Raw genomic sequence first — 24,272 nt, 5'->3', positions numbered from 1 at the left:
TTTCCAGGGCCAGGCCCAGAAGCGCCAATGCCTCATATGACTCCGTCTCGCCAGACAACGGCCAACCGCGACCCCGCCGAGCGCCATCACGCCGAGCTCGAGGAGCTGATCGGACGCGCCATCGATGAGGCCGGCGGGTGGCTGTCGTTCGACCGCTTCATGGACCTCGCACTCTATGCGCCCGGGCTCGGCTACTACGTCGCCGGCGCCGAGAAGCTCGGTGCCGAAGGCGACTTCGTCACCGCACCGGAGATCTCGCCGCTCTTCGCGCGCTGCCTCGCCTCCCCCTGCCGCGAGGTGCTCGGCGAGCTCGGCGGCGGCGATGTGCTGGAGCTCGGTGCAGGCAGCGGAGCGCTTGCTGCAGAGCTGCTGACGACACTGGCGGCGGAAGGCCCTTTACCGGACCGCTACCTGATCCTCGAGCCGAGCCCGGACCTGGCCGAACGCCAGCGCCAGACCATTGCACGCCGAGCCCCCGCGCTCGTTGAACGTTGCAACTGGCTTGCGCGGCTGCCGGAGCGGTTCAGCGGGGTCGTCCTCGCAAACGAGGTGCTCGACGCCATGCCGGTGCACCGTTTTCGCATCAACGAGGCTGGCGCGGTCGACGAGATCGGCGTCACGCGCAGCGACACCGGTTTCGCCGACACCTGCGCAACCGTCTCTTCCGAGCTGAAGTCAGCGGTCGACAGATTGCAGAGACAGGGTTTCGCGACCCAGCCGGGCTACAGCTCGGAGGTCAACCTGCGTCTGGGCCCCTGGACTCAGGCCATCGCATCGCCGCTGGAGACCGGGCTGATCCTGGTGATCGATTACGGCTACCCGCGGCCCGAGTATTACCGCGCCGAGCGCAGCCAGGGCACCCTGATGTGCCACAGCCGGCACCGGGCGCACGATGATCCCTATCGCGATGTCGGTCTGCAGGATATCACCGCCCATGTCGACTTCACCGCGCTGGCCGAAGCCGCAGGCGATGCCGGGCTGGCCTTGGCCGGTTATACCACCCAGTCCAACTTCCTGATCGGCTGCGGGATCGACACAGTCATCGCCGAGGCCGCCGGTGACGACCCGATGAAGCTCGCCGACCTCAGCGCCGGCGCCAAGCAGCTGCTGCTGCCGAGCCGCATGGGTGAGCGCTTCCAGATCATGGGCCTGAGCCGCGGCCTCGCCGATCACGACGAGCTCAGCGGCTTTCAGGTTCGTGATCTGCGCGATCGGCTCGCGCTGTCAGGGACCGAGGCTCAGCGAAGATAGGTCGGCACGATGGTGTCGATATCGCTCGGATGGATGCCGAGCTCGAGCAGCCCGTTCTGCTCTGCGCAGACACTCGCGGTCTGCATCGACCAATAGTTGTCCATCGTAAACGGCTTACCGGGCAGGCGCTCGAACAGTTTCGCCTGCCACTGCGAGGCGCGGTCGTTGAGTCCGATGAGCAGGCGGCGCCGGCCAATCCAGTCCGCGGTCTGCGCGACCAACTCCTCCAGCGTGAGGACACGCGGACCGCAGAGGTCGTAACGGCGGCCCACCGTGCTCGGATCATCCAGCAGCCGGGCGATTGCCTCGCAGACATCGCCGACCCAGACTGGGGCGAAGCGTGCATCCGGACAGGCCAACGGGAACAGGCCGGGGCTCATCTCGAGCAAAGACGCAAAACGATTGAAGAAGCTATCGCCGCGGCCGAAGATTACTGAGGGCCTGACACTGCTGACCTGCAGTCCCTCAGCACGGTGTGCGAGATCCTCGCCGGCCCCTTTGGAGCGCAGATAGGCGCTTCCGCCACCGGTGGCATCGGCGTTCAGCGCGCTCATCTGTACGAATCGCTCAACACCCGCCTGTGCTGCCGCGGCGGTCAGCTCGCGCACCAGTTCGATGTGAACGCGCTCGAAGGTCGTCTCGCCCTGTTCGTTGAGGATGCCGACCAGGTTGACCACCGCATCGCATTTGGCCAAGAGCGGGGCCAGGGTGGCGGCATCCAAGCGGTCGACGGCGGTCAGCTCAAGGTGCGGGATCAGTTTCAGATCGCGATGCCGATGCGGGCGGCGTGTCGGCACCAGATTGTGCCAGCCTGCTTGTCCCAGTCGGCTCACCAAGTGCTGACCGACAAAACCCGTGCCGCCGAGAATACAGACTGTTTTGGTTCTCATCGGACTCCCAACTCGTTATCCTGTGCTGAGCCACAGCGCCTTGTGGCTGCGCCATCGCCACCGCAAGGCACCATGAGCGCGTCGTCTGGCCCTGATGGCAGAGACCTGAGCGCAGACAAACGGCGACTCCGGGCTCAGCGAACAGGCCAATGGTCGTTCGAGCCGCGTATTATGCCCGATCAATCGAGGCTGCAGGCAGCAGCCGGTCTTGAACACCGTCCCTTGCGCATCGACCCAGGAGCGCACACAGCCGTTTTCCTCCCCATTTGGACCATTTTCTCGCGCTGATCGCCTTCCTCGTCACCGGCAGCATCGCCGGCACGCTCGCCGGCCTATTGGGGGTTGGGGGCGGGGCAATCATCGTACCAGCGCTGATCGCCATCTTCGGCGCGCTGCATCTCGAGGGAGACTGGACCGCACACCAGGCCATCGCGACCTCATTGGTCACGATCATCGCCACCGGCTCGATCTCGGCCTATAGCCATCATCGGCGCAACGCGGTCGATTGGCCGTTGTTCCGGGTCCTCGGCAGCGGACTGCTGCTTGGCGCAATGCTCGGCGCCCTGATCGGCGGCCAGATCGCATCGGTGTGGCTGCAGCGCCTGTTCGCGCTCTTTCTGTTCTACACCGGTATCCGAATGCTGCTGCAACGGCGCATGCGGGCGCTGCGCCCGCTGCCAGGCGCCGCTGGACTAAGCGTTACCGGCATCGGTTTTGGGAGCGTTTCGGCACTGCTCGGCGTCGGCGGCGGCATCCTCGTCGTTCCCTTTCTTGCCCGCCATGGCGTCACGCTGCGGCGGGCGGTCGGCACCGCCAGCGCCTGCGGAGTGCCGATTGCCGCTGCAGGCAGCGTCGGATTCATTGTCGCAGGCTGGCAGCGGCCCGATCTGCCACCCTACAGCCTTGGCTTCGTCTATTGGCCGGCGGCACTCGCGATCGTTGCTGCCAGTATGCCCATGGCCAACGTCGGTGCCCGTCTGGCGCACCAGTTGCCGACTCAGACGCTCAAACGGGTCTTCGCCGTGATGCTACTGCTGGTCGCCGCCGCCCTGCTGCGCGGCTGAGTCAGTCAGCATGACCAGCGCCATAGGCGGGCTCATCGAGCCAAAGGCGGCGGTAGAGGTAGGTATAGCCGGCGTCATCACGCAGGACCATGCGGCCTTGCTGCATCGCCATCTCGTAGGCCTTGGTCGTCTCGCTGGTCGGCTCATAGAGGACGAGCCGGTCGCCGCGACGACGGATCAACCCCTCGATATGCCCGCCCTGAGCGGCCTGCAAACGAAAACGCTGGCCGCGCACAATCAGCAGACCGCCGTCGCGTCCTTCCCAAACCCCGTCGAGGATACCGGCGGCCGCACCGCCCCAAGGCCAGGCTGATGCGCTGCCCATCTGGTTGGCGAACCCTGGCATGCCGAAGGCTTTGATCGGATCACTAAAGGCGCCGTACCCCGGGATCTGGCTCCATGGCATCTGCGTCCAGGGCATCTGACCATAACCGAGGCCACCCATGCCCGGCATCATGTAGGGCATCGACGGCATCCTGGCCCGGTCATCCACGTCCAGCATCCCCATCGCCTCCATCATGCGCGCCATGGCCTCGGCCATCGTCTCGGCCGCATCGCTCCCGCCAGCGCTCGCGGGACGAAGCGGCGCAAGCGCCAGGAAGAGGGCGACAATAAACGTGAAATGCATCGGAGCGAGAAGGCGTTCGGACTTGGACAGGCGGCAGGACGATCTCGGCGGAGCAGGATAACAGACGCAGTCGATGATTCCGGCAGCGCCTCTCCGCTAGCCGCGCACCGGGCGCAGCATGGCGCCAATGCGCAGCGGCGGCAGCCCGAGACGCTCCCGGTAGAAGACCCGGTAGGTCAGCACCCGGCGCACGTACTGACGCGTCTCGGCATAGGGGATGTCGGTTAGCCAGAGATCACCGGGGATCGGCTCGTCCGGCAGCCAACGGCTGACCGCAGTGGGCCCGGCGTTGTAGGCCGCACTGGCGACCAGCGGATGGCCGTCGAAACGCTCGGCCATCTCTGCGAGGTAGGCACTGCCGAGGACGATGTTCAGCGCAGGATCGATCAGCTCGATCCGCTCGGGCTCATCGCGGCCAAGCTTTCCAGCGACCTCACGTGCGGTCGCCGGCATCAACTGCATCAGACCTATCGCGCCGGCATGAGAGGCGATATCGGGATCGAATGCGCTTTCTTGACGGATCACCGCGTAGACCCAGTCCGGCGGCAAGTCCTGCCTTTGGGCCGCCGCATCGACGAGGTGCGCGTAAGCGAGCGGGAAGCGCAGCTCCATGTCGTCCCAGTAGGCGGCACGCGCCAGTGTCAGAATCGACTCGTTGGTCAGGCCGAGCTTTGCCGCCGCAGCGGCGGCAACCAGCTTCTCATCGCGCCCGAGTAACCGGGTCAGTTCACGCCACTCGCGGCGCACGTCGGTCTGGCGACCCAGATCCCGCAGCGCCCGCACTCGGGCAATCGTCGCCGAGGCGAGCAACTGCTCGACGGCCTCGACGTCGACCGGCACCGGTCGGTGGTCGAGCGCGGGCTCGCGACCGATCAGCTCAGCCGCGAGGAACCCCCAGAGGGTCCGTTCAGCAGCAGCAGACTCAAACGCATGAGCGGCTGCCTTCCGCGCGGCCGGGTCGGCTCCGGCAACGCGCATCAACGCCTTGCCCAGCCAATAGCGCCATTTGCCCAGCGGATCAGCCGCATCGGGCAGCACGCGAGCCCAGTCCGCGAGCCGCGCCCAAGCCCGCAACCGAAGCGCCAACCGCAACCTCTCACGTTGCAGCTCGAGATTGTCCGCTCGCGGCTGCAGCCTGTCGAGATAATCCAGACCGGCCGGATCGCCCGCCTCGGCGAGCGCCATGCCGATCGCCGCATCCGCGCGCTCGGCCAGCACCGGCGTCAGCTTCTCCGCCGCCTCGAGCGAGGCCCGGAGCAACAGCGCCTTTTGCGCGGAGTCCTGCGCAAGACGTTCAAGCCCGTGCACCAGGATCTGTTGACGCCGGCGAGGGTCCGCCACCAGCTCGGCCGTGATCGGCCGCTCCAACAGCAGCGCAGGCCGCTGATGGACAGCGAGCAAGAGGTCGAGCCAGGGTCTCTCGGGCGAAGGCAGATAGCGCCCTTGGAACTCGGCCACTCCCGCGTTGCCGCGCTCGAGCGCCAGCTCGATGCGTTCCCAGACCAGCTCAGCGGTCAAGCCGCCGACATCCGACCAGGCCGCGAACAACGGATCACAGGCGGCTGGAAGCGATCGGCCAGTCAGATAGAGCTCGGAGAGCCGGTCAAAGGCCGCCTGTTGGCGCCCGCTCGCGAGCAGCGCGCGCCGGTACCAGCATGCACGCGTCTTAGAGCCGTTATCGACGTAGGCAGCGAGATAGTCGGTCCAGCGCCGCTCGCGGGCCAATCGCTTGAGCCAGTCGCGCCGCAAGCGTTCGGCTGGCGCTGTACCCTGATGACGATCGAGAAAGCGGAGCACCTCGTCTGCGCTCGCCGCGCCGAGACGTTGTTGCAGCTCAGCACGCAGCAGTTCGGCCTGCAGCGGATGCCCCTGCAGGCTTTCGACCAGTTCCGAGAACCGCGTGCGATCACCGGCCTCCAGGGCCGCTTGCGCGGCCTCGAAGCGCGCGGCGGGCGGCTGCTCCAACGCCGTCTGCGCACCGGCTTTGGTCGAGCCAAAGGCCAGCGCAATCCCGACCCACAGCAGCACCGCCAATGCGAGACGGTACGGCTGACCGTACCGACGCCTCACGCCAGGCAATCCTTGGCCGCTCATGGTGAGGCGACGCGGTCTCTGGCGATATTGGCGGCTGCGACTGTTCCCGATCGTGCTTATGCGGTCACGGCAAAGCGAAGCTGGACAGCCCCCCAGGCTCCGGCAGGGGTCGCGCGGGTCGCTGTGCCAGCACATGCGCATGCGGTACAGAGCCGAGTCGAGCGCTAGCCCGAGGAAGGGCCTGCGCCGCGACACGAGGGATGATCTGGTCGTCGACCGTTCTGGCCCGATTGATTTGTCGCAAAAAGCGTTCATCTGCGCACCGTAACGAGCCCACGCTGAGCCAGCTGAATTCCCATGACTGCCGCTGCAAGCCCCGACATCGACCGCTTGACTGAACTACTGCGCGACGCCGCTCGCGAGGAGCTGCTCCCGCGCTTCGGGCGGCTCGGCTCCAGCGAGAAGGCCGACGGCTCCCTCATCACCGAGGCCGATACGGCGGTGCAGCAGCGGCTTGGCGCAGCGTTGGCCAGTCATTGGCCAGCGATTCCATTGCTCGGCGAGGAGATGTCGGCCGCCGACCAGGCACGACGACTCGCCGAAGCAGAGGCCGGGCTCTGGTGCCTCGACCCGCTCGACGGCACCAGCAACTTCGCCGGCGGCTTCCCCGGATTCTGCATCTCGCTGGCATTGCTGCGGGCCGGGCGCGTCGAGCTCGGCCTGGTACTGGACCCGGTACGCGACGAGTGCTTCAGTGCTGCAGAAGGCCGAGGCGCCTACCTCAACGGCCAGCCGATCGCGCCCTATGCGCCGGGTGCGCGCCTGCGCGACTGCCTGGCGGTGATCGACTTCAAGCGGCTTCCGCCTGCGCGCGTGCCCGATTTGTTCGGCCCCGAGTCGTTTCGTTCCCAACGCAACCTGGGCGCCGTTGCACTGGAATGGTGCTGGCTTGGTGCCGGGCGCTTCCAGCTCTATCTGCACGGCGGCCAGGGGCTCTGGGATCATGCCGCCGGCCGGCTGATCGCCAGCGAGGCCGGCGCGGCAACGCAGCTCTTCGCGCGTGATGCCACCGAGCCGTCGACGTTGTTGTCGCTCGAGAAGCGCGTCGCCGTCGGCGCCGCCAACGAGCAACTCCTCGAGCAGTGGCTCAACCGCGTTCAACTGCCGTTGGACAACAGCTGAAACACCCAATTGCACAATCACGCCTTTGACGACGAGGACAACCGATGAGTGATGCATTCTCCAACCAAGAGATGGACCTGAGCAGCGGAATCGCTGCATTTGAATCCAAACAGTTCTCCCGCGCCGTCGGGCTGCTGGGCCCACTGGCCGAGGCCGGTGATCCGGAGGCCCAGTATCGGGTCGCGATCATGGCGCAAAACGGTCTTGGCATGGTGGAAAACCCGCTACAGGCCTACAAGTACATGCGGGCCGCAGCCGAGTCCGGTCTCGGCGTCGCACAGCACGGACTCGGCTTCATGTATATGGAAGGCGAATGCGCCGACAAGGACCCAGCGAAGGCCGTGAGCTGGTTCAAGAAGGCTGCCGAACAAGGGCTTGCCGGCTCCCAGACCACCCTCGCGATGATGTATGAGGAGGGACGCGGCGTCGAGAAAGATCCCGAGGAGGCGCGCCGTTGGTATCGCATGGCGGGCTTCGACGACAAGTAGCTGCGCCACGGTCCTGAACGACAGCCGGCGGCCCTGCCTTGCAGCCAATCCCCCGCAAGGCCCACAGCGGATCTCAGCAGGAATCCGGCTCAATCAGCGGGGTTCAAGCCGGAGGGCTCTCAACCAACGCGAGCCGACCAGCGAATAGCAAGCTGTCGGCCCCTCGCCGCCGATGATTGGCCGACGCAGCCCGGCCGCCATGGATCAAGTGCTTGGTCACTGATTACCGTGAATGACAGGGTATTCATCGTCCCGGGTTGCAGTGTCCCCCTGAACGCTAGCCCCGGATTCCGAGGCTACCGTTCGCGGCAGCGTCTGGAGGCAGCTGCTGAAGGCAGCTACTGGAGGCCGATGCTGGACTGGCCTCGACTGACGGCAGCGCCAACAGCGAGCGCCGACCAGCCGATCAGCGTTGTTGGCGCTGCCGCCGACGCTGGGCGGCTTCGGCGAGCTGCTCCAGTATCGGCGCCGTTCCCTCCCAAGCGATGCAGGCATCGGTGATGCTCTGACCATAGACCAGATCGCCGCCAGCGGTCAGGTTTTGTCGCCCACCGACCAGATTGCTCTCGATCATCGCCCCACAGATCCTCGTCTCACCGCGGGCGACCTGACCGGCGACGTCCTCGGCGACGCGCGTCTGCTTGTCGGGCTGCTTACGGCTGTTGGCGTGACTGAAGTCGATCATGATCTTCGGCACCAGACCCGAGTCTTGGATCGCATTGGCCGCAATGTCGACGCTCTCGGTGTCGTAGTTCGGTCGACTGCCACCGCGTAGGATGATGTGGGTATCCTCATTGCCAGTGGTCGAGAAGATCGCCGAGTTCCCCTCCTTGGTCAGGGACATGAACACATGCGGGCGCGCTGCCGCATGGATCGCGTCGATCGCGACCTTGACGCTGCCGTCGGTCGCATTCTTGAAGCCCACCGGACACGACAGCCCCGATGCCAGCTCGCGATGGCCCTGGCTTTCAGTCGTCCGCGCACCGATCGCGCCCCAGCTCACCAGATCCGCGATGTATTGAGGACTGATCAGATCCAGGAACTCGGTGCCGGCTGGCACCCCGAGATCATTCAGGTCCAGCAACAGCTGGCGCGCGAGCCCCAGCCCCTTGTTGATCTCGAAGCTTCCGTCCAGGTTCGGATCATTGATCAGCCCCTTCCAGCCGACCGTGGTCCGCGGCTTCTCGAAGTAGACCCGCATCACGATCAGCAGCCCATCGCTGAGCGCTTCGCGCAGCTCGACCAGCCGCGCGGCGTACTCCAGCGCAGCGGCAGGATCATGGACCGAGCAAGGGCCGACCACCACAAGCAGCCGGTCATCCTCCCCATGCAGGATGTGCTGAATCGCTCGGCGCGTGTCATGCACCGTCTTCGCTGCCGAGTCCGTGATCGGGAACTGGACGTGAAGGTCTTTCGGTGCGATGACCTCTTTGATAGCGCGAATGCGCAGATCGTCTGTTTCGTAACGCATGCTTAGCCGTGGTGCAACTGAACTGCACCTTTGTCGTTGTCAACGCTCCATTATGCCCGGGGTTCAGACCGCACCGCCATGCATTCGGCACCCGGCGCGGCCACCGCGAGCGTATCCGACCCCGCAGATCGGCGGCGACGTCAATGAACGATCATGCAGCGCAATGGTCCAGCCATCGGTAGAATCCGCGCTCCTCGCTCGTACTTCGCCGAGGCCGCCCGGTTGCGGCCAAACCTTTCGGCCCAATTTTTGCTTCTTGCTTACGCCGTAAGCCGCCTGCCGTTTCGCACTGCACGGCGCACCTTGCGGCCCGATCTCAGACCCAAACAGCACTTCCGCATGACCTTGAACCGCTCCAACTCAGTCCATGGCCCCCGCTTTGAGCACCCGCAACGGCCTCCATCCTTAAGCCGCCGCGGGTGGAGCAGGCCGTCCGCCCGCACCCGGCGCGCCAAGCCATTGGTGAGACCCGTCCACAGGGTCGAGACCGACGGGGTGTGGCCATGACTGACCGGTTGCCTCCGAAGAGGCGAACGACGGGCATCCAACGCCCAGGCTCAAACGCCAAGCGCCCCAACGCGGGGGTTGACGATCGCCCTGAGCAGCCGCTCTCCGACTGGGCAGAGGAGATCTACACCGCACCACCGCGGAATCAGCAGCGCGATGATGTCGACGCCCGGGTCACGGTCAGCACCCGGCTGCGCAAGCCTAGGGTGTACCTGACCGCACCGAGCACGGTCGAGCGCATGGACCTGGAGCGCTATATGGGCCGCTGGTACGAGATCGCGCGGTTACCCTACTTCACCCAGCGCCGCTGCACCCAGGACGTGCACGCTGATTATCGGCTCGGCGACGACGGCATGGTCTACGTCACCAACCGCTGCACCCACGCCGACGGCGGCATCGGCACCGCCCAGGCCATCGCGCGGCCTGTCGATTCCACAGCGAACACCCGGCTGGAGATCAGCTTTCGGATGCTCTACGGCGTGCACGTGCTCTGGGACGACTACTGGGTGATCGGACTTGGCACCGATTACGAGTACGCGTTGGTCGGGCAGCCCTCACGCCGCCGCGGCTGGGTGCTCGCGCGCGACCCAAACCCGGCGCAGGCCGACATCCAACGCTGGCTCGATGAGTTCGAGGCCAAAGGCTTTCCAGCCCAGGCTTTCGAGCGCACGCATCAAAGCGGTCAGGTTTGAAGCGGCAGCAGGCCCCGATGATACTCCGACACCTCTGCAAACCTGGAGCACCTCACCATCATGGAACGCTCGTATCGGCTCGTCGTCTCCTGCCCTGATCAGGTCGGCATCGTTGCCGCCGTCAGTGATTTCATCGCCCAGCACGGGGGCTGGATCACCGAGGCGCACCACTACTCGGACCCGGAGAGCGAATGGTTCTTTATGCGCTATGTGGTGCGGGCGGCCTCGCTGCCGTTCGGAGAGGACCGCTTCCGAGCGCTATTCGAGCCGATCGCGACTCGCTTCGCAATGCACTGGTACCTAACCGACACCGGCGTCAATCGCCGGGTGGTCCTACTCGCCAGCAAGCAGGCGCACTGCCTCTCGGACCTACTCTATCGCTGGCGCAGCGGCGAGCTCGAATTCGATATCCCTTGCGTGCTCTCCAACCATGAGGACTTGCGCGATTACGTCGCCTGGCACGGGATCGATTACCAGTATCTCCCGGTCAATCCAATCGATAAGGCGCCACATTTCCAGGCCGTCAATGCGGCGATCCGGTCCGCCCGCGCCGATGTGATCGTACTGGCCCGCTATATGCAAATCCTGCCGCCGGAGCTATGCGAGCAGTATCCGGGCCGGATCATCAACATCCATCACAGCTTCCTGCCCTCGTTCGTCGGCGCCCGTCCCTATCACCAGGCGTCGGCGCGCGGCGTGAAGCTGATCGGCGCCACCTGTCACTATGTCACCAGCGAGCTCGATGCTGGACCGATCATCGAGCAGGACGTGGTCCGGGTCGGCCATCACAACACGGTCGAGGATATGGTGCGGCTCGGCCGCGATGTCGAGAAGACGGTACTCGCCCGCGGTTTGCGCTATCACCTCGAGGACCGGGTGCTGCTGCACGGCAACAAGACCGTCGTCTTCGCCTGATTCGCGTTGCCCGGATTGGAACCATCGGGTTTGGAACCATCGGGCTGGAATCACCGGACCGGAAACGGGGGGCTGCGGGCGCTCATCCCCCTCCCACGCTCAACAGATCATCCTCAACCTGCCACGCTCAACCACCGACCCTCGCCCGCCCGAAGCCGCCTCACTGCTTCGGCGGCACATAGCCCTCGGGCGTCTCAGCACCTTCGCCGAAGAAGTATTTCTCCATCTGTTCCTCGAGGAAGGTGCGCGCCTTCGGGTCCATCGGGCTGAGCCGGTTCTCGTTGATGAGCATGGTCTGGTGCTTGAGCCAGTCGGCCCAGGCCTGTTTCGAGACGCTCGCGAAGATACGCTGGCCGAGCTCGCCGGGGTAAGGCGGCCGATCCAGCCCCTCGGCCTCGTGGCCGAGCTTGACACAGTTGACCGTACGGCTCATCGCACTACTCCTGTCGTGTATTGTCAGGGTCGACCCCGCCCTGCAGCCGGGGTCCATCGGAAATCAGCTCATCGAGCAGCTTGCGGATCGGCGCCGGCAGGCCGAGATTCCCCGGCTTGCCCGGCTCGACCCAGGCCGAACCGGACTCATCAGCAACCCGGATGGGGGCCGTCGCAAGCTGAACCAGCACCGGCTGCATCGCAAGCTGGAAGTGGCTGAAGGTATGTCGACGCGGCGGCAACATTTCAAGTTGCTCCACCGAGAGGCCCAGGCGCTCGCTGCACCAGTCTTGTGGATTGACGCTCACCGGCAGCTCTGGTGGTGTCCAGAGACCGCCCCAAACCCCGGCGGGTGGGCGCCGTTCCAACATGATTCGGCCTTCGGGGTCACGGATCAGCAGCAGCTGCACCGTCCGCAGCGGCGCCTGCTTGCGCGGCTTCGGCGCCGGATAGGCGCTCGGGCAGCCCTCGGCATAAGCGGCGCAGCGCTCCGCCAGCGGACAACGATCGCAGGCCGGCGCCGAGCGGGTGCAGAGGGTCGCACCCAGGTCCATCATCGCCTGATTGAAGGCTGCTACGCGCTCGACCGGGGTCAAGGTCTCGGCGAGCGACCACAATCGGTCCGAGACCGCGCGCGTCCCCGGCCAGCCCGGCACGGCGAAGCAGCGAGCGAGGACCCGTTTGCAGTTGCCATCCAGGATCGGATGAGGCCGACCGCAGGCCAGTGACAGGATGGCGCCGGCGGTCGAGCGACCGATCCCAGGCAGTTGCTGCAGGGTCTCGATGGACTCGGGCAGGCGGCCTTGGTGCTCGGTCGCGACGATGCGCGCCGCCCGGTGCAGATTGCGCCCGCGGGCGTAGTAGCCGAGCCCGGACCAAAGATGCAGCACCTCGTCCTGTTCGGCCGCAGCCAGGGCGGCGACATCCGGAAAGCGTTGCATGAAACGCTCGAAGTAGGGCACCACCACCGCGACCTGGGTCTGCTGCAGCATGATCTCCGAGACCCAGACCCGATACGGCGTCGCATCGCGTTGCCAGGGCAGGTCATGGCGCCCGTGTAGATCGAACCAGGCGAGCAGCCGCTGCGCAAAGTCTTGTGCGTCTTCCGGACCGAACGCAGGGTTCACTGGCATCTGCGAAGACATCTTCCGCTGCTTCATGAAGCACCCCGATCGAAACGCCCGACCCGCCTGAACAAGCGACCGATTTCTAAACCTGTAAAGGGCATTCTGCTAGGGCTTCTAAATGCTTATCGGCCCTCGGCGGCTGCGCGAGCTGGAATCGCGACACCCTTAGAAACCGTCCATCAACGTCTTCCCGATTTGAGGGACACTGTTGGACGATCATCGGGAAGTAGAAAATGGACAGCCACTTAGTGACCCAGCTAGTGACCCAGCAAGCCCGGCAGGATCTGCCGCAAACCATCACCGAGCCCTTCGATGCCGGTTCGCTCCTCGAGCTGATCGAACAGGCCGCTGTCGTCTTCGAGCGAGCGCCGCGCAGCCTGCTTCAGAGCCTGCTCCGCATCGACCTCCCAACGTGGATCAGCCCAATCACCGCGCGCTCGGACCTGGATCGGGAGGCCCTCCAGCTCCTTGATACCGCGACCCTGTGGCGGGTCCACCAGGACGGCGGTGAGGTTCAGCGCCAGCTGCTCGCGGGGCAGGTCGAACGCGCCACCTCCGTCGACCTCGACGAACGGCGAGAGCAGCCGAATGTCGTTGCTCTGGAAACGCCCTTGCGCACCAGTGGCCGAGCCGCTCAAGACCCCAAAACGCGTCAATTGCTCGATATCCTCGCGCGAGGCGCCCAGCGCCCCCAAGGTGCCCGTCAGGAGCTGGCGGAGGTCGACCAGGGTCAGGCGTCCATCGTGCACGGCAAAGCTGACCTCGCCGCCCAAGCCCTCGCGGAGCGAGTCGGGCTCGAGCGCGGGGAACGACAGCGCAGGCGCCTGCAGCGAGAGCGCGATCTCCGCGGTGCCACTCACCGGTGCCTGCTCGCCCGGCACTTGGCGCAGATCGGCGAGCAACGCGCCAAGATCGACCCCTTGCGCACTCGCATCGAGCCGCAGATCAGCGGCAGGGGCGGGGCTTACGGCTTGCGCAGCAGGCGCAGCGGCACCTAGACCGGGCGCACGGAGGCTGGCTGCGAATGCACCGCCATAGAGGTCTGCCGCCGCGTCGACCACGAGTCCGCGCTGATCAGCCGCGGCGTCCAAGGTAACGGCTCGATAGCGCAGCCCCCCGATCTCGATCAGTCGCGCGTCAAGCCTCAGCACCAGTGCATCGGGCCGTTTCGGGACCTCAGCGACCGTCGGCAAACCCGGCGGCTCGGAACCCGTGGTACCGGCGGTCGTACCGCTCGCGTCACCAGACGCCGCGCCAGCAAACAGATAGCGGTCGAGCGCGAGCCGATCCAGTGAAACAGCGATGCGGCCCGCCGGCACTGGGCCGGCCGCCGCCGCGAGGTCCACCCGCGCCCAAGCGTGCGCGCGCATCGCATCCAGGTCCAGCTCGACCTCATCGAGCGCCAGGATCGAGCCCTGTTGACGCAGCGAGAATGCGACCGCGGTCTGACGCAAGGTCCCGCCATCGCCCGGGAGCGCGAGTCCGAAGGCCTCGCTGAGCCAGGCCCTCAGATCGAAGGATGGGACCCGAAGCCGCCCAACGAGTGCCGCGCCCTCGGGGGCGGATGCGAGCTCCGCATCGCCCAGCACCTGGAGCGCACCGGCGCCCAGCTGCAGGTCATCGAGCAGGACTCGGCCGCTGGCAAGCTCGACCGTCACCGCCGCCTCAGCGTCGATCGCAGGCGCTCGGAGGGAGTCATCGATGCCCAAGTGCAATCGCAACGGCCACAACATCAAGCGCGACAGGGGCTCCGGCAGGCTCAGGTCGGCTTCTAGGGTGCCGGGCACCTCGTCCGGGAAATGCGGTGAATCGAGCCTAAAGCGGCCTTCGAGGCGGCCCTCCTGGCCGATCGCGATGGGCGCTGCGGTTAGGTCTAACGCGCTGACCCGCACTCTCTCATCTGTAGGCTGAAGCGGCAGGATCAGCTCGCCGTCGCGGACGATGAGACGCTCGATCACGGGTAGGTTGGCAGTAGACGGGGGCCTAGCATCGAAGGTGGGCTCAGCGTCGCCTGGCTCAGCCCTCTCCTGCTCTGCCGCATCGACGCCATCCGCTTTCAGCGCACTGCGCTGCTGCTCCTCAGCATCCGTTCTCTGGTCCGCCGCGTTGGGGCGAGACGTCTCTCCGTCATCAGGCATCGGCCTGGATGAGACTGCAGCGGATGCGGGGTCGGCATTGGCAACGGGCTGACCGGCCTCGCCTCGACCGTTGGAGCCGAGAGCAGAGGGTTCCTCGGGCCTCGATCCGTCTTGATTGGCTGGGCTGAGTGCTCGCGGACTCGGCCTCGGCATGACCTCTGTCGGGTGTTGCCGAGGCTGTCCGTCGCGCATCTGCGGCGGGATCACCCCCTGTGCCGACGGCAGGGGTTGCGAGAGGGGCAGCCACAGCGCCGGATGCGCGACGCGGACCTCGGTGAGCCGCAGCTCACCGGTCAGCAGCGGCCAGAGCGCTGCATGGAGCTCCACTGCGTCGATCGTTGCGAGCTGGCCCGGTTCACTGCCGGCTTGGGCTTGGGCTTGGGCTTGGGCTTGGGCTTGGGCTTGGCGATCATCGGCTGCTGCGACGGACTCGGGCAAGGGAGCCGCGCCCGGCTGGACGATGCGGATGCCGTCGAGCCGTGCCCGAGGGGCCGGCAGCAACCGCAGCACGGCGATCCGATCGATCGTCGTCGGATAGCCGAGCGCTGCGCTGATCTCGGCCTCGATCTCGGCCCGCAGCCACTCCCTGTCGAGCAGAGACGGCGCGAGCGCTGCGCCACCGACCCCTAGCAGCAGCAGGCCGAGCACAAGCGCGAGAGTCAACTTGGCCCAGGCAGGCATCATCGCACGCCCTCAGCGCTCCCGCCCGCAGCGCCAGCAGAGATCGAAGCTGCCATCGAGCAGCTCGCCGCAGCCATGGCAGACCCAAGAGCGCGCCGAAGCCCGATTGGCATTCTCGCGCTGCCAGTCCTGCAGCACCGTGCGGGCGCGGGGGAGGTCGCGATCCTCGATCACCCAGACGGTTGGATAGACGTCCGCCGGCAGCTCGCCGACCGCACCTGAGAGGTAATCGCCGAAGACCGCCGCCTGGATACGATGACGGTCGAGGAGATCGCGGAGCAGCTGGGCCTCGATCCGGTCAGCTGCCTGATAGAGTTGCTGCATGAGACGCTTGAAGATGGAGCGGGCGATGGGAATCGAACCCACATTAGAGGCTTGGGAAGCCCCTGTTCTACCATTGAACTACGCCCGCCGAAGATCGCGATTCTAGGGCCGGCAAGCAGCCGCAGCAAGTCCGAACGGCTTACCGACGACCCCATGCTGAAGCAAGGCGAGCCACCGCAGTCATCCTGATCCCCTGATCCCCTGATCCCCTGATCCCCTGATCCCCTGATCTCCTGATCTCCTGATCACTAGAGGTGCTCAGCATACATCTGCTGCAGCGCGGCATGATAATGCTCCAGCACACGGTTGCGCTTGATCTTCATCGTCGGGGTCAGCATCCCGTTCTCGATCGACCAAGGCTCGAGGGTCAGCGTGGCGCGGCGTACCTTGGCATAGCCCGGAAAATTGGCGAGTGCGTCGCGGATGCGCTTGAGCATGTCGCGCAGCAACGGCGGGTGGGCGAGACTCTCGGGGCTGTCCGGGTCCAAGCCATACTCGCCAGCCAGCCCGGGCCAGAGGTCGGCGTTCAAGACCAGGATGGCGGACAGGTAGGAGCGGCCCTCCCCGGCGATCAGTACCTGATCGAACAGCGGATCGAGCCCGATGGTCATCTCCATGTCCGCCGGCGGCACCTTCTCGCCGTTGGACAGCACCAGGATGTCCTTGATGCGCCCAGTGATGAAGACATGGCGATCGGCGATACGCGCCTGATCGCCGGTGCGCAGCCATCCATCCGGGGTGAACATGCGCGCCGTCGCCGCGTGATTGTTCCAGTAACCGAGCATGTTGCAGGGTCCCTTGACCTGCAGCTCGTCATCGGCGCCGATGCGCAGTTGGATGCCCCGCAACGGGATCCCGACACTGTCGGGCCGGTTGTCCTCGAGCGGATTGACTGCGACCACCGGGCTGGTCTCGGTCAGCCCGTAGCCCTGCACCAACGGCAGCTCGAGCCCGATGAACAGCCGTGCGACCTCGAACGGGAGCGGCGCACCGCCACTGACCGCTGCGCGCAAACGGCCGCCGAGGCGCTCGAGCACGGGCCGCGCGACCTTCCGGCGCAACAGCGGCCACAGCAGCAGCGCCGGATGCCAGCCGCGACGGCCCTGGCGCCGCTCGAAGTCGATCCAGCCGATACGCACCGCTAGCTCGAACAGCTTACGCAGCGGCTTCGGCCGATCCTGAAGCTGATCCTTGAGCCGCTGATAGACACGCTCGAAGACGCGCGGCACCGCGATGATCACGGTCGGACGGATGGTTTGGAGGTCGTCCGCGAGCTGGTTGATCGAGCGTGCGTAGGCGACCGTCGAGCCGGTCATCATCGGCAGGTAGTAACTGGCGGTGCGCTCGAGCGTATGCGACAACGGCAGGAAGGACAGGAACAGGTCCTCCTGGTAGACATCGAGCATGGTCACACTGGCATGGGCGTTGGCGAGGATGTTGTGATGGCTCAGCATCACGCCCTTGGGCCGGCCGGTGGTGCCCGAGGTGTAGACGATGGTTGCCAACGACTGCGGATCGGCATCGCGCTGCGACCAGGGTTGGCCCTGCGCTGGCAGCCACTGCGAGACCAGTGCAACGCGCTCGTCGTCGGTGCTCACGCGCCGCGTCTGCTCGTTGTCCTCGAGGATCAGCACACGTTCGGGGTAGACCGCCTCACCGATCGCCGGGGCCAGCCGCTTCCAGCGATTGGCGTCCTGGATCAACAGCACCTTACAATCGGCATCTTGCAGGATATGGGCGGCGTTATCGGCGCGATCGTCGGTATAGAGCGGCACCGTGACCAGGCCCAGCGACAGGGCGGCTTGATCGAAGATGACCCATTCGGGACAGTTGCGCAGCAGCACAGCGACCCGATCACCGGCGTTCAGCGATTCCCGTTGCAGCGCTGCACGCCAGCGCGCGACCTGCTCGAGCGTTTCTCGCCACGTCAGGGTGCGCCAGCACCCATCGGCGCGGTCGAACCAATGGTAGGCGGTGCGGTCGGACGACCGGTGGACACGCTGGTAGAAGAGTCCATCCAGCGTTCGCGCGTGCTCGACTGAGATCAGGTCCTCGGACCATCCTTTCACTTGACGAGTCCTCGTGTTAGGCGCTAGCTCTCGTTCGATTCAGCGGCGCAGTCTAGATCAGGAACCGCGCTCACAGGAACCGCCATTTCACACATCGATGCAGCAGCACGACCGCATCGCCAGGAGTCAACAGCTCATGCAGATCATCGTCAACGGTACCCCCACCGACGTTCCGGAGCGTATCAGCATGTCCGGACTCATCGAGCAGCTCGGTCTTGGCGACCGCCGGCTGGCGGTCGAGGTGAACCGTGAGCTCGTCCCGCGCAGCCAGTTCTCGGAGCACGAGCTTCGCACCGGCGACAGCGTCGAGATCATCCACGCTGTCGGCGGCGGCTAATGCGCCGTCTTCACGACCGCGCTCGACAATCCGCAGCGCCAGAGTCGGTGAACATCCGCTATGGTTTCATCAGCATGGCCTGCCAATGCGCCATGGCCGGGCGCAGCCAAGACCTTAGGCGATTGCCGGAAAAGCTCGTACCGAATTGCGCAGGATTGTCGTTTGCCTTCGAGGAGCGTCGCCGGGAGCATAGCCGGGCTATGTGACCGGCGGCGCGACGAAGAAGGCGAGCGAAAAGACCAGCAAGGCGGTATGAGCCTTGACAGAAATCGCCTTATGTGCCGAAACCGTCGGCCGAGGTCGATGGTCAATCAGAGGCCCAAGGAACGCGGAATCAGAAGGAGTCGATCCGACTGGGCCTGGCGGCGCGCCTAGGCTAACGTTCATGGCACGGCGCCACGCCGGACGATGAATCCCGCGTGATTCACGGTGAGCCTGGGGGATTCGCAGTCGCCGACGTCGCCAAAGCCCAGATCGCATCAAAGCCCAGATCGCATCACCGCTCGCCCGGCGTCACCAAGCATGATCAAGGACTGTCGATCGTGAGACTTCGACCATCGCACCGCAGCACCATTTTGCGGCCTCGGCCCTCGCGCTGATCGGGCCTCTTGGTCCAGTCGCCGAGGCCGCACCTGATTGCGCCCTCTTGACCACCCTGTTTTGACATCCGTTTGAGATTCCCTGAGAGACCCATGACCGCAGCAACCCGCACTCCAGACAGCTTCACCATCGCCGGCCGCGAATACCAGTCACGCCTGCTCGTCGGCACCGGCAAGTACAAGGACCTCGATGAGACCGCCGCCGCCATCGAGGCGAGCGGCGCCGAGATCGTCACCGTGGCAGTGCGCCGCACCAACATCGGCCAGTCGCCGAACGAGCCCAATGTGCTCGACCTGCTGCCGCCGAGCCGCTACACCATCCTGCCCAACACGGCCGGCTGCTGCGACGTCGACAGCGCCGTACGGACCTGCCGGCTCGCGCGCGAGCTGCTCGACGGTCACAACCTGGTCAAGCTCGAGGTGCTCGGTGACGAGAAGACGCTGTTCCCGGACGTGGTCGCAACGATCAGCGCGGCCGAGGAACTGATCAAGGACGGCTTCGAGGTGATGGTCTACACCAATGATGATCCGATCATCGCCAAGCGTCTGGAAGAGATCGGCTGCTGTGCGGTGATGCCGCTGGCCGCCCCGATCGGCTCCGGGCTCGGCATCCGTAATCGGCTCAACATCCTGACCATCGTCGAGAACGCCAGCGTGCCGGTCCTGGTCGATGCCGGCGTCGGCACCGCCTCCGATGCCGCCATCGCAATGGAGCTCGGCTGCGACGGCGTGCTGATGAACACCGCAATCGCCGCCGCCAAGGACCCGGTGCTGATGGCCAGCGCGATGCGCAAGGGCATCGAGGCCGGCCGCGAGGCCTACCTAGCCGGACGCATGCCCGCGAAGCGCTACGCCTCGGCCTCATCGCCGATCGAGGGCACCTTCTTCTGAAGACCGATGCCTGAGCCGCGTCTGGACATCCTCTAGTGCATCGCGTCAGCAATGCCGAGACCCTTGTCCTGCCATCTGGCTCTCAGCGCTGTAGGAGCCCGCTTGCGGGCGATCAGGCCGCGCTCACGGCTGCGACAATCGCCCGCCAGCGGGCTCCTACCCCACGACCATTGGCGGCAGCGACCATCGGTCTCGGGAGTTCCGCTGTCTTGCACTAGTCGGGCCGCCGTGCTGAGTTCCTGTATAAGCTCAGGCGGCGATCCCGCGGCCGTGGGAGGGCAGCGTCAGCTCGCGCCCGATGCGCTGCCGGCCAGGGTGGTGCGCGGGTCGTGCGCGGGACACTCGCTCCGTCTCAATGCGCCTCCGGCGATGGATCGCACTCGCGCTCATCGCACTCCGGCTCCAGGGTCACATCCTCGTAGACCTCGTCCATGGTGCAGGCGAAATCCACTGTCTGCAGCTTCAGTGCCCCCGCCTCGGCCACTGGCTGCAGCAGCCAGCCGTCGGCATGACGCCGAAAGACCTCAATTGCACGCCGGCGCGAATCGATCAGGACATATTCCTGGAGGCTATCGAGCAGGCGGTAGCGGGCAAACTTGTCGCCGCGGTCATAGCCCTCGGTGGACTTCGACAGCACCTCGATGACCACCGTCGGCGCGCGCTTGAAGTCGGGCTCGGCCGCATCGGCCGCCGAACAGGTGACGAGCACATCAGGGTAGAAAAAGGCATTGGCCCGCTCCACCCGCAGCTTCATATCGGTGATATAGACCCGGCACGGGCCACCGCGCAGATGGGCGCGCAGCAGTGATGCGAGATTCAGCGAGATGGTCACATGCGCGTCGCTGGCGCCGCCCATTGCAAAGACCTCGCCATCGATATACTCGTGCTTGATCGGCGACTCGGCCTCGCCCGCGAGATAATCGTCGACGGTGATGAACGATGGCAACGCAAGATTGGACATGATGACCTCCTGATGAGCCGACCAGTGGATCGAGACAGGATCACGGCAGGCATCAGCATCGATGCCCGCGGATCGATTCTAGCGCCATTCAGCCTGATTGCCGGCAATTGAGAGAACCTCCGTCCCTGATGACCAAGACCCTGACCCTCGCCAACCCCGACCTGAGCGATGCAGCCGCCCGCTCGGTGCGCGCGGCGGAAGCAGCCGAGCCGAGTCACCCTCCAAATCGGCCGATCCGCAGTTTCGTGCTGCGCGAGGGGCGGCTCACGGCCGCCCAGGAGCGCGCCTTTCGCGAGCTCTGGCCGCGTTTCGGCGTCGATTGGCAGCCGAACAGGGTGCTCGACCCATGCACGCTGTTCGGGGGCGCACAGCCGCGGACAAAGGCCGCGAGGCCCAGCGCCGAGCACGCGACGACGCAGGCCGAGGCCCGGCGGCCATGCGCACGGCCGATCACGCTCGAGATCGGCTTCGGCGACGGTGAATCCTTAGCGGCGATGGCCGCGGCCGCGCCGGAACGCGACTTCATCGGCCTCGAGGTCCACCGGCCCGGCATCGGCCACCTGCTGCTCGCACTCGAGCGTCTCGGGCTCGACAACGTCCGCGTGCTGCGCGCCGATGCCAGCGCCCTGCTCAGCACCGGCCTGCCGGCCGGCTGCCTGGAGACCGTGCAGCTGTTCTTCCCGGACCCCTGGCCGAAGAAGCGCCATCACAAGCGGCGGATCGTGCAGCCGGACTTCATCGCCGCGGTCGCGCGCGCCCTGCGGCCAGGCGGGACCTTTCACCTCGCCACCGACTGGCCGCCCTATGCGGAATGGATGCTGGCGATGCTCGACGGCGCCCCCGAGCTGTTCGTCAACCAAGCCGGACCCGGCCGTTATGCTGAGCGCCCGGCATCGCGGCCGATCACCAAGTTCGAGCGCCGCGGCCAGCGCCTCGGCCATCCGGTGCACGACCTGCTCTATCGCCGCCGCTGATGGCCGCATTGACGCTCAAACGGCTGCAGCCGCTGCGGCTCGAACCGATCGACCTGCAGCTCGCGGCCGGCGAGCTAGTCTTCATCTCCGGCCCATCCGGAGCCGGCAAGAGCCTGCTGCTGCGCGCGATCGCCGATCTCGACCCGAACGCGGGCGAGGTGCTCCTTGACCAGCAGCCGCGCTCGGGGCTGCCCGCGCCCGAGTGGCGGCGGCGCGTCGGCCTGCTGCCCGCCGAGAGCGGCTGGTGGGCGGACCGGGTCGGCGCGCACTTCATGGCGCCCGGCGTTGACGACGCCAGCGTGCCCATCGCGGGCGAGACCGGTGCTCATGCCCGCGATTCCGCGCAGCCTGGAGCGTCGCAGCCTGCAGCGTCCGTCGTCGCTGCCGAAACGGCTGTCGCAGCCGTTGCCGAGCCCACGGCCGCCGCAGCCGATCGACAGCGCGCGCAGGCCAGCCCGCTGCACCCACTGCTCGCGCAGCTCGGCTTCGAGCCCGACGTGCTCGACTGGGACGTCCTGCGGCTCTCGACCGGCGAGCGCCAGCGGCTTGCGCTGGCCCGATTACTGGCCAATCGGCCCGAGGTGCTGCTACTGGACGAGGCCACCGCGAACCTGGACCCGGCCAACCGCGAGCGGGCCGAACGACTCATCGATGCCTACCGCCGCAACCACCACGCGGCCGTGCTCTGGGCCAGCCATGACCCGGATCAGCGCGAGCGCTTGGCGCCGGCAATCGGTGGCCGCCGCTTCGTCGTCGATGCCGGCCGCCTGCAGCCAGAGTGACCAAGCCGCCTGCAGTCAGAGTGACCAAGATGCAGCGCTCGACTCGCCCAGCGCGCAAACCGAGCCCCGAGGCCGACTTGGTCGGCTGCTCGGTCATAAGGGCTCGTCCGGCGACCCAAAGGGCCGGCGCGGTCACGCGACGGCTGGCCTCAGAGCCCCATGCCCGCGCTGAGATCGTCGAACCATGGACCTGATCTCGCTCAGCCCGCTCGACCTAGCCCTGGCCGCCGGCCTGGTGCTGCTCCTGGCCTGGCTCTCATGGCGGCTGCATCTCGGCATCGAGCGCCGCATCCTGATCGCTGCCGCCCGCAGCACGGTCCAACTCGTCCTGCTGGGGCTGGTGCTGAAGGTGCTGTTCGCGACCACCGACCCGCTGCTGCTCGGGCTGCTCGCGCTGATGATGCTCTCGGTTGCCGGCTGGGAGGTGATGGCGCGCCAACGGCGGCGCTTTCGCGGGGCCTGGGGCTACGGGATCGGCGCGCTCTCGATGTTCCTGTCCTCGTTCAGCATCACCGTGCTCGCGCTCACCCTGTTCATCGGCGTCACGCCCTGGTATCAGCCGCAATACCTGATCCCGCTGCTGGGCATGCTGCTCGGCAACACGATGAACGGGATCGCGGTCGCGCTCGACGGGCTCAGCCGCCAGGCCTGGGAGGGCCGCGCCAAGATCGAGGCGCGGCTGCTGCTCGGCGCCACCTGGGACGAGGCCATCGCCGATATCCGCCGCGATGCGCTGCGCGCCGGACTGATCCCGATCACCAACGCGATGGCCACCGCTGGCATCGTCAGCCTGCCAGGGATGATGACCGGCCAGATCCTGGCTGGCAGCCCGCCGATGGAGGCGGCCAAGTATCAGCTGCTGATCATGTTCCTGATCGCCGGCGGCACCGGGCTCGGCAGTGTCGCCGCAGTCTGGATCGGCGCCCGGCGGCTGTTCGATTCACGGCATCGACTGCGGCTCGAGCGACTGCGCACGGTCTGATGCTGGCCCCCGTTGTTTCCTAATCGGGATAACCCGCCGTCTGAGAATCGAGCCAATCGATCTATAGCCATTCCGCGTGATCGCCGGACAGAAAGCGCCGGAACAGTCAGCACCGATGGGTTCAGCGTGTACGGAAACCAGGGCAAGTGACGATACAGCTCCCGTTCCAGACAGCAACCGCCAGAACGGATCGTTCTAGAAGTCCAACCGACAGGGGCGCAGCGGCGCCCAGCCTGGCCCCAGCTCGGCCCAGAGCTCGGCATAGGTACGACCATCGGTTGGATGACGCTCATCGGGGGCCACATCGGCGAGTGGTCCGAGCACGAAGGCGTAGCGGAGGATCTCGTCGCGCGGGATGCGGTAGCCATCGATCTCACCGGACCAGTTGCCCCAGGTAAGCAGATCGAGGTCAAGCGTACGCGGCGCGAAGCGCTCGCCGCCGCGCTCCCGGCCATTCTCGGATTCGATCCGTCTTAACAATGCGCGTAGCTGGCCGATCCCGCGTCGGGTCTGGATGCCTGCGACCAGATTCAAGAAGGGCGCGCCATCGAAGCCCTCGGCCTCGGACTCATAGACCGGCGACAGGACCAAAGGGCCGAATTCCTGCTCCAGCGCCGAGACGGCGGCCCGCAGCGAGCGCTCGCGATCCTGGTTGCTGCCCAGGCTCACCCAGCAGCGCTGCAACGGCTGTAGATGATCGCCCGAAGACCCGGCGGCGAAAGACTCCCCAGCGCTAGCGTCCGCGTGGCTCATCGTTCTCGCTGGTGGCAGTGCTTGCTTGCACGAGCAACGGCGATCGACCGCTTCCCCACAGGAGCAACCGTTTGCGTGAATTCGACCTCTGAGCGAACCT

At 66.2% G+C, this 24,272-nt stretch carries 22 protein-coding genes and 1 tRNA gene; 11 read left to right on the top strand and 12 right to left on the bottom strand.

The window, feature by feature from the left end:
* The first annotated feature begins 27 nt into the window (after positions 1–27).
* Positions 28–1,251, top strand: coding sequence for a class I SAM-dependent methyltransferase (locus CKO40_RS06145; RefSeq protein WP_242476859.1), 1,224 nt, complete (start codon positions 28–30; stop codon positions 1,249–1,251).
* Here CKO40_RS06145 and CKO40_RS06140 read toward each other — a convergent pair.
* Complete coding sequence (locus CKO40_RS06140; RefSeq protein WP_200345314.1) at positions 1,239–2,141, bottom strand: complex I NDUFA9 subunit family protein; 903 nt, start codon at positions 2,139–2,141, stop codon at positions 1,239–1,241. The two genes, CKO40_RS06145 and CKO40_RS06140, sit on opposite strands and share 13 nt — an antisense overlap.
* A gap of 266 nt (positions 2,142–2,407) precedes the next feature.
* Between CKO40_RS06140 and CKO40_RS06135 the strand changes: the two genes are divergently transcribed.
* Positions 2,408–3,205, top strand: a complete 798-nt coding sequence (locus tag CKO40_RS06135) for a sulfite exporter TauE/SafE family protein (RefSeq protein ID WP_200345313.1) — start codon at positions 2,408–2,410, stop codon at positions 3,203–3,205.
* A gap of 1 nt (position 3,206) precedes the next feature.
* On the opposite strand, the gene CKO40_RS06130 is transcribed toward CKO40_RS06135, so the two are convergent.
* Both CKO40_RS06130 and CKO40_RS06125 read right to left on the bottom strand, forming a co-directional pair.
* Positions 3,207–3,833 (bottom strand): hypothetical protein, encoded by a 627-nt coding sequence (locus CKO40_RS06130; protein ID WP_200345312.1) that lies wholly within the window; start codon positions 3,831–3,833, stop codon positions 3,207–3,209.
* 96 nt (positions 3,834–3,929) lie between these two features.
* The gene (locus CKO40_RS06125; RefSeq protein ID WP_200345311.1) at positions 3,930–5,903 is read right to left on the bottom strand and encodes a transglycosylase SLT domain-containing protein; all 1,974 of its coding nucleotides are present in this window, start codon (positions 5,901–5,903) and stop codon (positions 3,930–3,932) included.
* A gap of 321 nt (positions 5,904–6,224) precedes the next feature.
* On the opposite strand from CKO40_RS06125, the gene CKO40_RS06120 reads away from it, so the two are divergent.
* Positions 6,225–7,049, top strand: coding sequence for an inositol monophosphatase family protein (locus CKO40_RS06120; protein ID WP_200345310.1), 825 nt, complete (start codon positions 6,225–6,227; stop codon positions 7,047–7,049).
* Positions 7,050–7,093: 44 nt separating this feature from the next.
* A complete protein-coding gene (locus CKO40_RS06115; RefSeq protein WP_200345309.1) occupies positions 7,094–7,537 on the top strand; it encodes a tetratricopeptide repeat protein in 444 nt (147 codons plus the stop codon).
* 406 nt (positions 7,538–7,943) lie between these two features.
* On the opposite strand, the gene CKO40_RS06110 is transcribed toward CKO40_RS06115, so the two are convergent.
* A complete protein-coding gene (locus tag CKO40_RS06110) occupies positions 7,944–9,008 on the bottom strand; it encodes a 3-deoxy-7-phosphoheptulonate synthase (RefSeq protein WP_200345308.1) in 1,065 nt (354 codons plus the stop codon).
* Positions 9,009–9,511: 503 nt separating this feature from the next.
* Here CKO40_RS06110 and CKO40_RS06105 point away from each other — a divergent pair.
* On the top strand, positions 9,512–10,207 hold the full coding sequence (locus CKO40_RS06105; RefSeq protein WP_200345307.1) for a lipocalin family protein: 696 nt from the start codon (positions 9,512–9,514) through the stop codon (positions 10,205–10,207).
* Positions 10,208–10,267: 60 nt separating this feature from the next.
* On the top strand, positions 10,268–11,122 hold the full coding sequence (purU, locus tag CKO40_RS06100) for a formyltetrahydrofolate deformylase (RefSeq protein ID WP_200345306.1): 855 nt from the start codon (positions 10,268–10,270) through the stop codon (positions 11,120–11,122).
* A 160-nt stretch (positions 11,123–11,282) separates the two neighbouring features.
* On the opposite strand, the gene CKO40_RS06095 is transcribed toward purU, so the two are convergent.
* From CKO40_RS06095 to CKO40_RS06070, 6 genes are all read right to left on the bottom strand, one after another.
* Positions 11,283–11,555, bottom strand: coding sequence for an oxidative damage protection protein (locus CKO40_RS06095; RefSeq protein ID WP_200345305.1), 273 nt, complete (start codon positions 11,553–11,555; stop codon positions 11,283–11,285).
* A 4-nt stretch (positions 11,556–11,559) separates the two neighbouring features.
* The gene (mutY, locus tag CKO40_RS06090; protein WP_200345304.1) at positions 11,560–12,687 is read right to left on the bottom strand and encodes an A/G-specific adenine glycosylase; all 1,128 of its coding nucleotides are present in this window, start codon (positions 12,685–12,687) and stop codon (positions 11,560–11,562) included.
* Positions 12,688–12,938: 251 nt separating this feature from the next.
* Positions 12,939–15,503: an AsmA-like C-terminal region-containing protein gene (locus CKO40_RS06085; RefSeq protein WP_200345303.1), complete on the bottom strand. Its 2,565-nt coding sequence runs from the start codon at positions 15,501–15,503 to the stop codon at positions 12,939–12,941.
* 9 nt (positions 15,504–15,512) lie between these two features.
* Complete coding sequence (locus tag CKO40_RS06080) at positions 15,513–15,866, bottom strand: putative signal transducing protein (protein ID WP_338074131.1); 354 nt, start codon at positions 15,864–15,866, stop codon at positions 15,513–15,515.
* Positions 15,839–15,912 (bottom strand) — tRNA-Gly (locus CKO40_RS06075). The genes CKO40_RS06080 and CKO40_RS06075 overlap by 28 nt, the downstream gene beginning before the upstream one ends.
* Positions 15,913–16,072: 160 nt before the next feature.
* Positions 16,073–17,893, bottom strand: coding sequence for an AMP-binding protein (locus CKO40_RS06070; protein ID WP_200345301.1), 1,821 nt, complete (start codon positions 17,891–17,893; stop codon positions 16,073–16,075).
* A 136-nt stretch (positions 17,894–18,029) separates the two neighbouring features.
* Here CKO40_RS06070 and thiS point away from each other — a divergent pair, with 136 nt between their 5' ends.
* Positions 18,030–18,230, top strand: a complete 201-nt coding sequence (thiS, locus tag CKO40_RS06065; protein ID WP_200345369.1) for a sulfur carrier protein ThiS — start codon at positions 18,030–18,032, stop codon at positions 18,228–18,230.
* A gap of 692 nt (positions 18,231–18,922) precedes the next feature.
* Positions 18,923–19,720 (top strand): thiazole synthase, encoded by a 798-nt coding sequence (locus tag CKO40_RS06060; RefSeq protein WP_200345300.1) that lies wholly within the window; start codon positions 18,923–18,925, stop codon positions 19,718–19,720.
* Between the two features lie 352 nt (positions 19,721–20,072).
* Here CKO40_RS06060 and CKO40_RS06055 read toward each other — a convergent pair whose 3' ends face one another.
* Positions 20,073–20,681, bottom strand: coding sequence for a Uma2 family endonuclease (locus CKO40_RS06055; protein ID WP_200345299.1), 609 nt, complete (start codon positions 20,679–20,681; stop codon positions 20,073–20,075).
* Positions 20,682–20,809: 128 nt separating this feature from the next.
* Between CKO40_RS06055 and trmB the strand changes: the two genes are divergently transcribed.
* The 3 genes from trmB to CKO40_RS06040 all read left to right on the top strand — a co-directional run bounded on the left by trmB (position 20,810) and on the right by CKO40_RS06040 (position 23,419).
* On the top strand, positions 20,810–21,655 hold the full coding sequence (gene trmB, locus CKO40_RS06050; RefSeq protein ID WP_200345298.1) for a tRNA (guanosine(46)-N7)-methyltransferase TrmB: 846 nt from the start codon (positions 20,810–20,812) through the stop codon (positions 21,653–21,655).
* Positions 21,655–22,437, top strand: coding sequence for an ABC transporter ATP-binding protein (locus CKO40_RS06045; protein WP_200345297.1), 783 nt, complete (start codon positions 21,655–21,657; stop codon positions 22,435–22,437). Before trmB ends, CKO40_RS06045 begins: the two co-directional genes overlap by 1 nt.
* Positions 22,438–22,621: 184 nt before the next feature.
* On the top strand, positions 22,622–23,419 hold the full coding sequence (locus tag CKO40_RS06040) for an ABC transporter permease (protein ID WP_200345296.1): 798 nt from the start codon (positions 22,622–22,624) through the stop codon (positions 23,417–23,419).
* Positions 23,420–23,614: 195 nt separating this feature from the next.
* Here the strand turns inward: CKO40_RS06040 and folK are convergent, their stop codons facing one another.
* Positions 23,615–24,172 (bottom strand): 2-amino-4-hydroxy-6-hydroxymethyldihydropteridine diphosphokinase, encoded by a 558-nt coding sequence (gene folK / locus CKO40_RS06035; RefSeq protein WP_338074130.1) that lies wholly within the window; start codon positions 24,170–24,172, stop codon positions 23,615–23,617.
* Positions 24,173–24,272: the final 100 nt, after the last annotated feature.

It is taken from the genome of Halochromatium glycolicum, from assembly GCF_016584085.1.
Lineage (GTDB): Bacteria > Pseudomonadota > Gammaproteobacteria > Chromatiales > Chromatiaceae > Lamprobacter > Lamprobacter glycolicus.
Note: the sequence above shows the minus strand (reverse complement) of the source record. Positions and strands in the feature narration are given on the sequence as shown.

Coding starts and splice junctions, on each gene's coding strand:
- CKO40_RS06145 (WP_242476859.1), top strand. CDS start 28: ATGCCTCATATGACTCCGTCTCGCCAGACAACGGCCAACCGCGACCCC.
- CKO40_RS06140 (WP_200345314.1), bottom strand. CDS start 2,141: ATGAGAACCAAAACAGTCTGTATTCTCGGCGGCACGGGTTTTGTCGGT.
- CKO40_RS06130 (WP_200345312.1), bottom strand. CDS start 3,833: ATGCATTTCACGTTTATTGTCGCCCTCTTCCTGGCGCTTGCGCCGCTT.
- CKO40_RS06120 (WP_200345310.1), top strand. CDS start 6,225: ATGACTGCCGCTGCAAGCCCCGACATCGACCGCTTGACTGAACTACTG.
- CKO40_RS06115 (WP_200345309.1), top strand. CDS start 7,094: ATGAGTGATGCATTCTCCAACCAAGAGATGGACCTGAGCAGCGGAATC.
- CKO40_RS06110 (WP_200345308.1), bottom strand. CDS start 9,008: ATGCGTTACGAAACAGACGATCTGCGCATTCGCGCTATCAAAGAGGTC.
- CKO40_RS06105 (WP_200345307.1), top strand. CDS start 9,512: ATGACTGACCGGTTGCCTCCGAAGAGGCGAACGACGGGCATCCAACGC.
- purU (WP_200345306.1), top strand. CDS start 10,268: ATGGAACGCTCGTATCGGCTCGTCGTCTCCTGCCCTGATCAGGTCGGC.
- CKO40_RS06095 (WP_200345305.1), bottom strand. CDS start 11,555: ATGAGCCGTACGGTCAACTGTGTCAAGCTCGGCCACGAGGCCGAGGGG.
- mutY (WP_200345304.1), bottom strand. CDS start 12,687: ATGCCAGTGAACCCTGCGTTCGGTCCGGAAGACGCACAAGACTTTGCG.
- CKO40_RS06085 (WP_200345303.1), bottom strand. CDS start 15,503: ATGATGCCTGCCTGGGCCAAGTTGACTCTCGCGCTTGTGCTCGGCCTG.
- thiS (WP_200345369.1), top strand. CDS start 18,030: ATGCAGATCATCGTCAACGGTACCCCCACCGACGTTCCGGAGCGTATC.
- CKO40_RS06060 (WP_200345300.1), top strand. CDS start 18,923: ATGACCGCAGCAACCCGCACTCCAGACAGCTTCACCATCGCCGGCCGC.
- CKO40_RS06055 (WP_200345299.1), bottom strand. CDS start 20,681: ATGTCCAATCTTGCGTTGCCATCGTTCATCACCGTCGACGATTATCTC.
- trmB (WP_200345298.1), top strand. CDS start 20,810: ATGACCAAGACCCTGACCCTCGCCAACCCCGACCTGAGCGATGCAGCC.
- CKO40_RS06045 (WP_200345297.1), top strand. CDS start 21,655: ATGGCCGCATTGACGCTCAAACGGCTGCAGCCGCTGCGGCTCGAACCG.
- CKO40_RS06040 (WP_200345296.1), top strand. CDS start 22,622: ATGGACCTGATCTCGCTCAGCCCGCTCGACCTAGCCCTGGCCGCCGGC.
- folK (WP_338074130.1), bottom strand. CDS start 24,172: ATGAGCCACGCGGACGCTAGCGCTGGGGAGTCTTTCGCCGCCGGGTCT.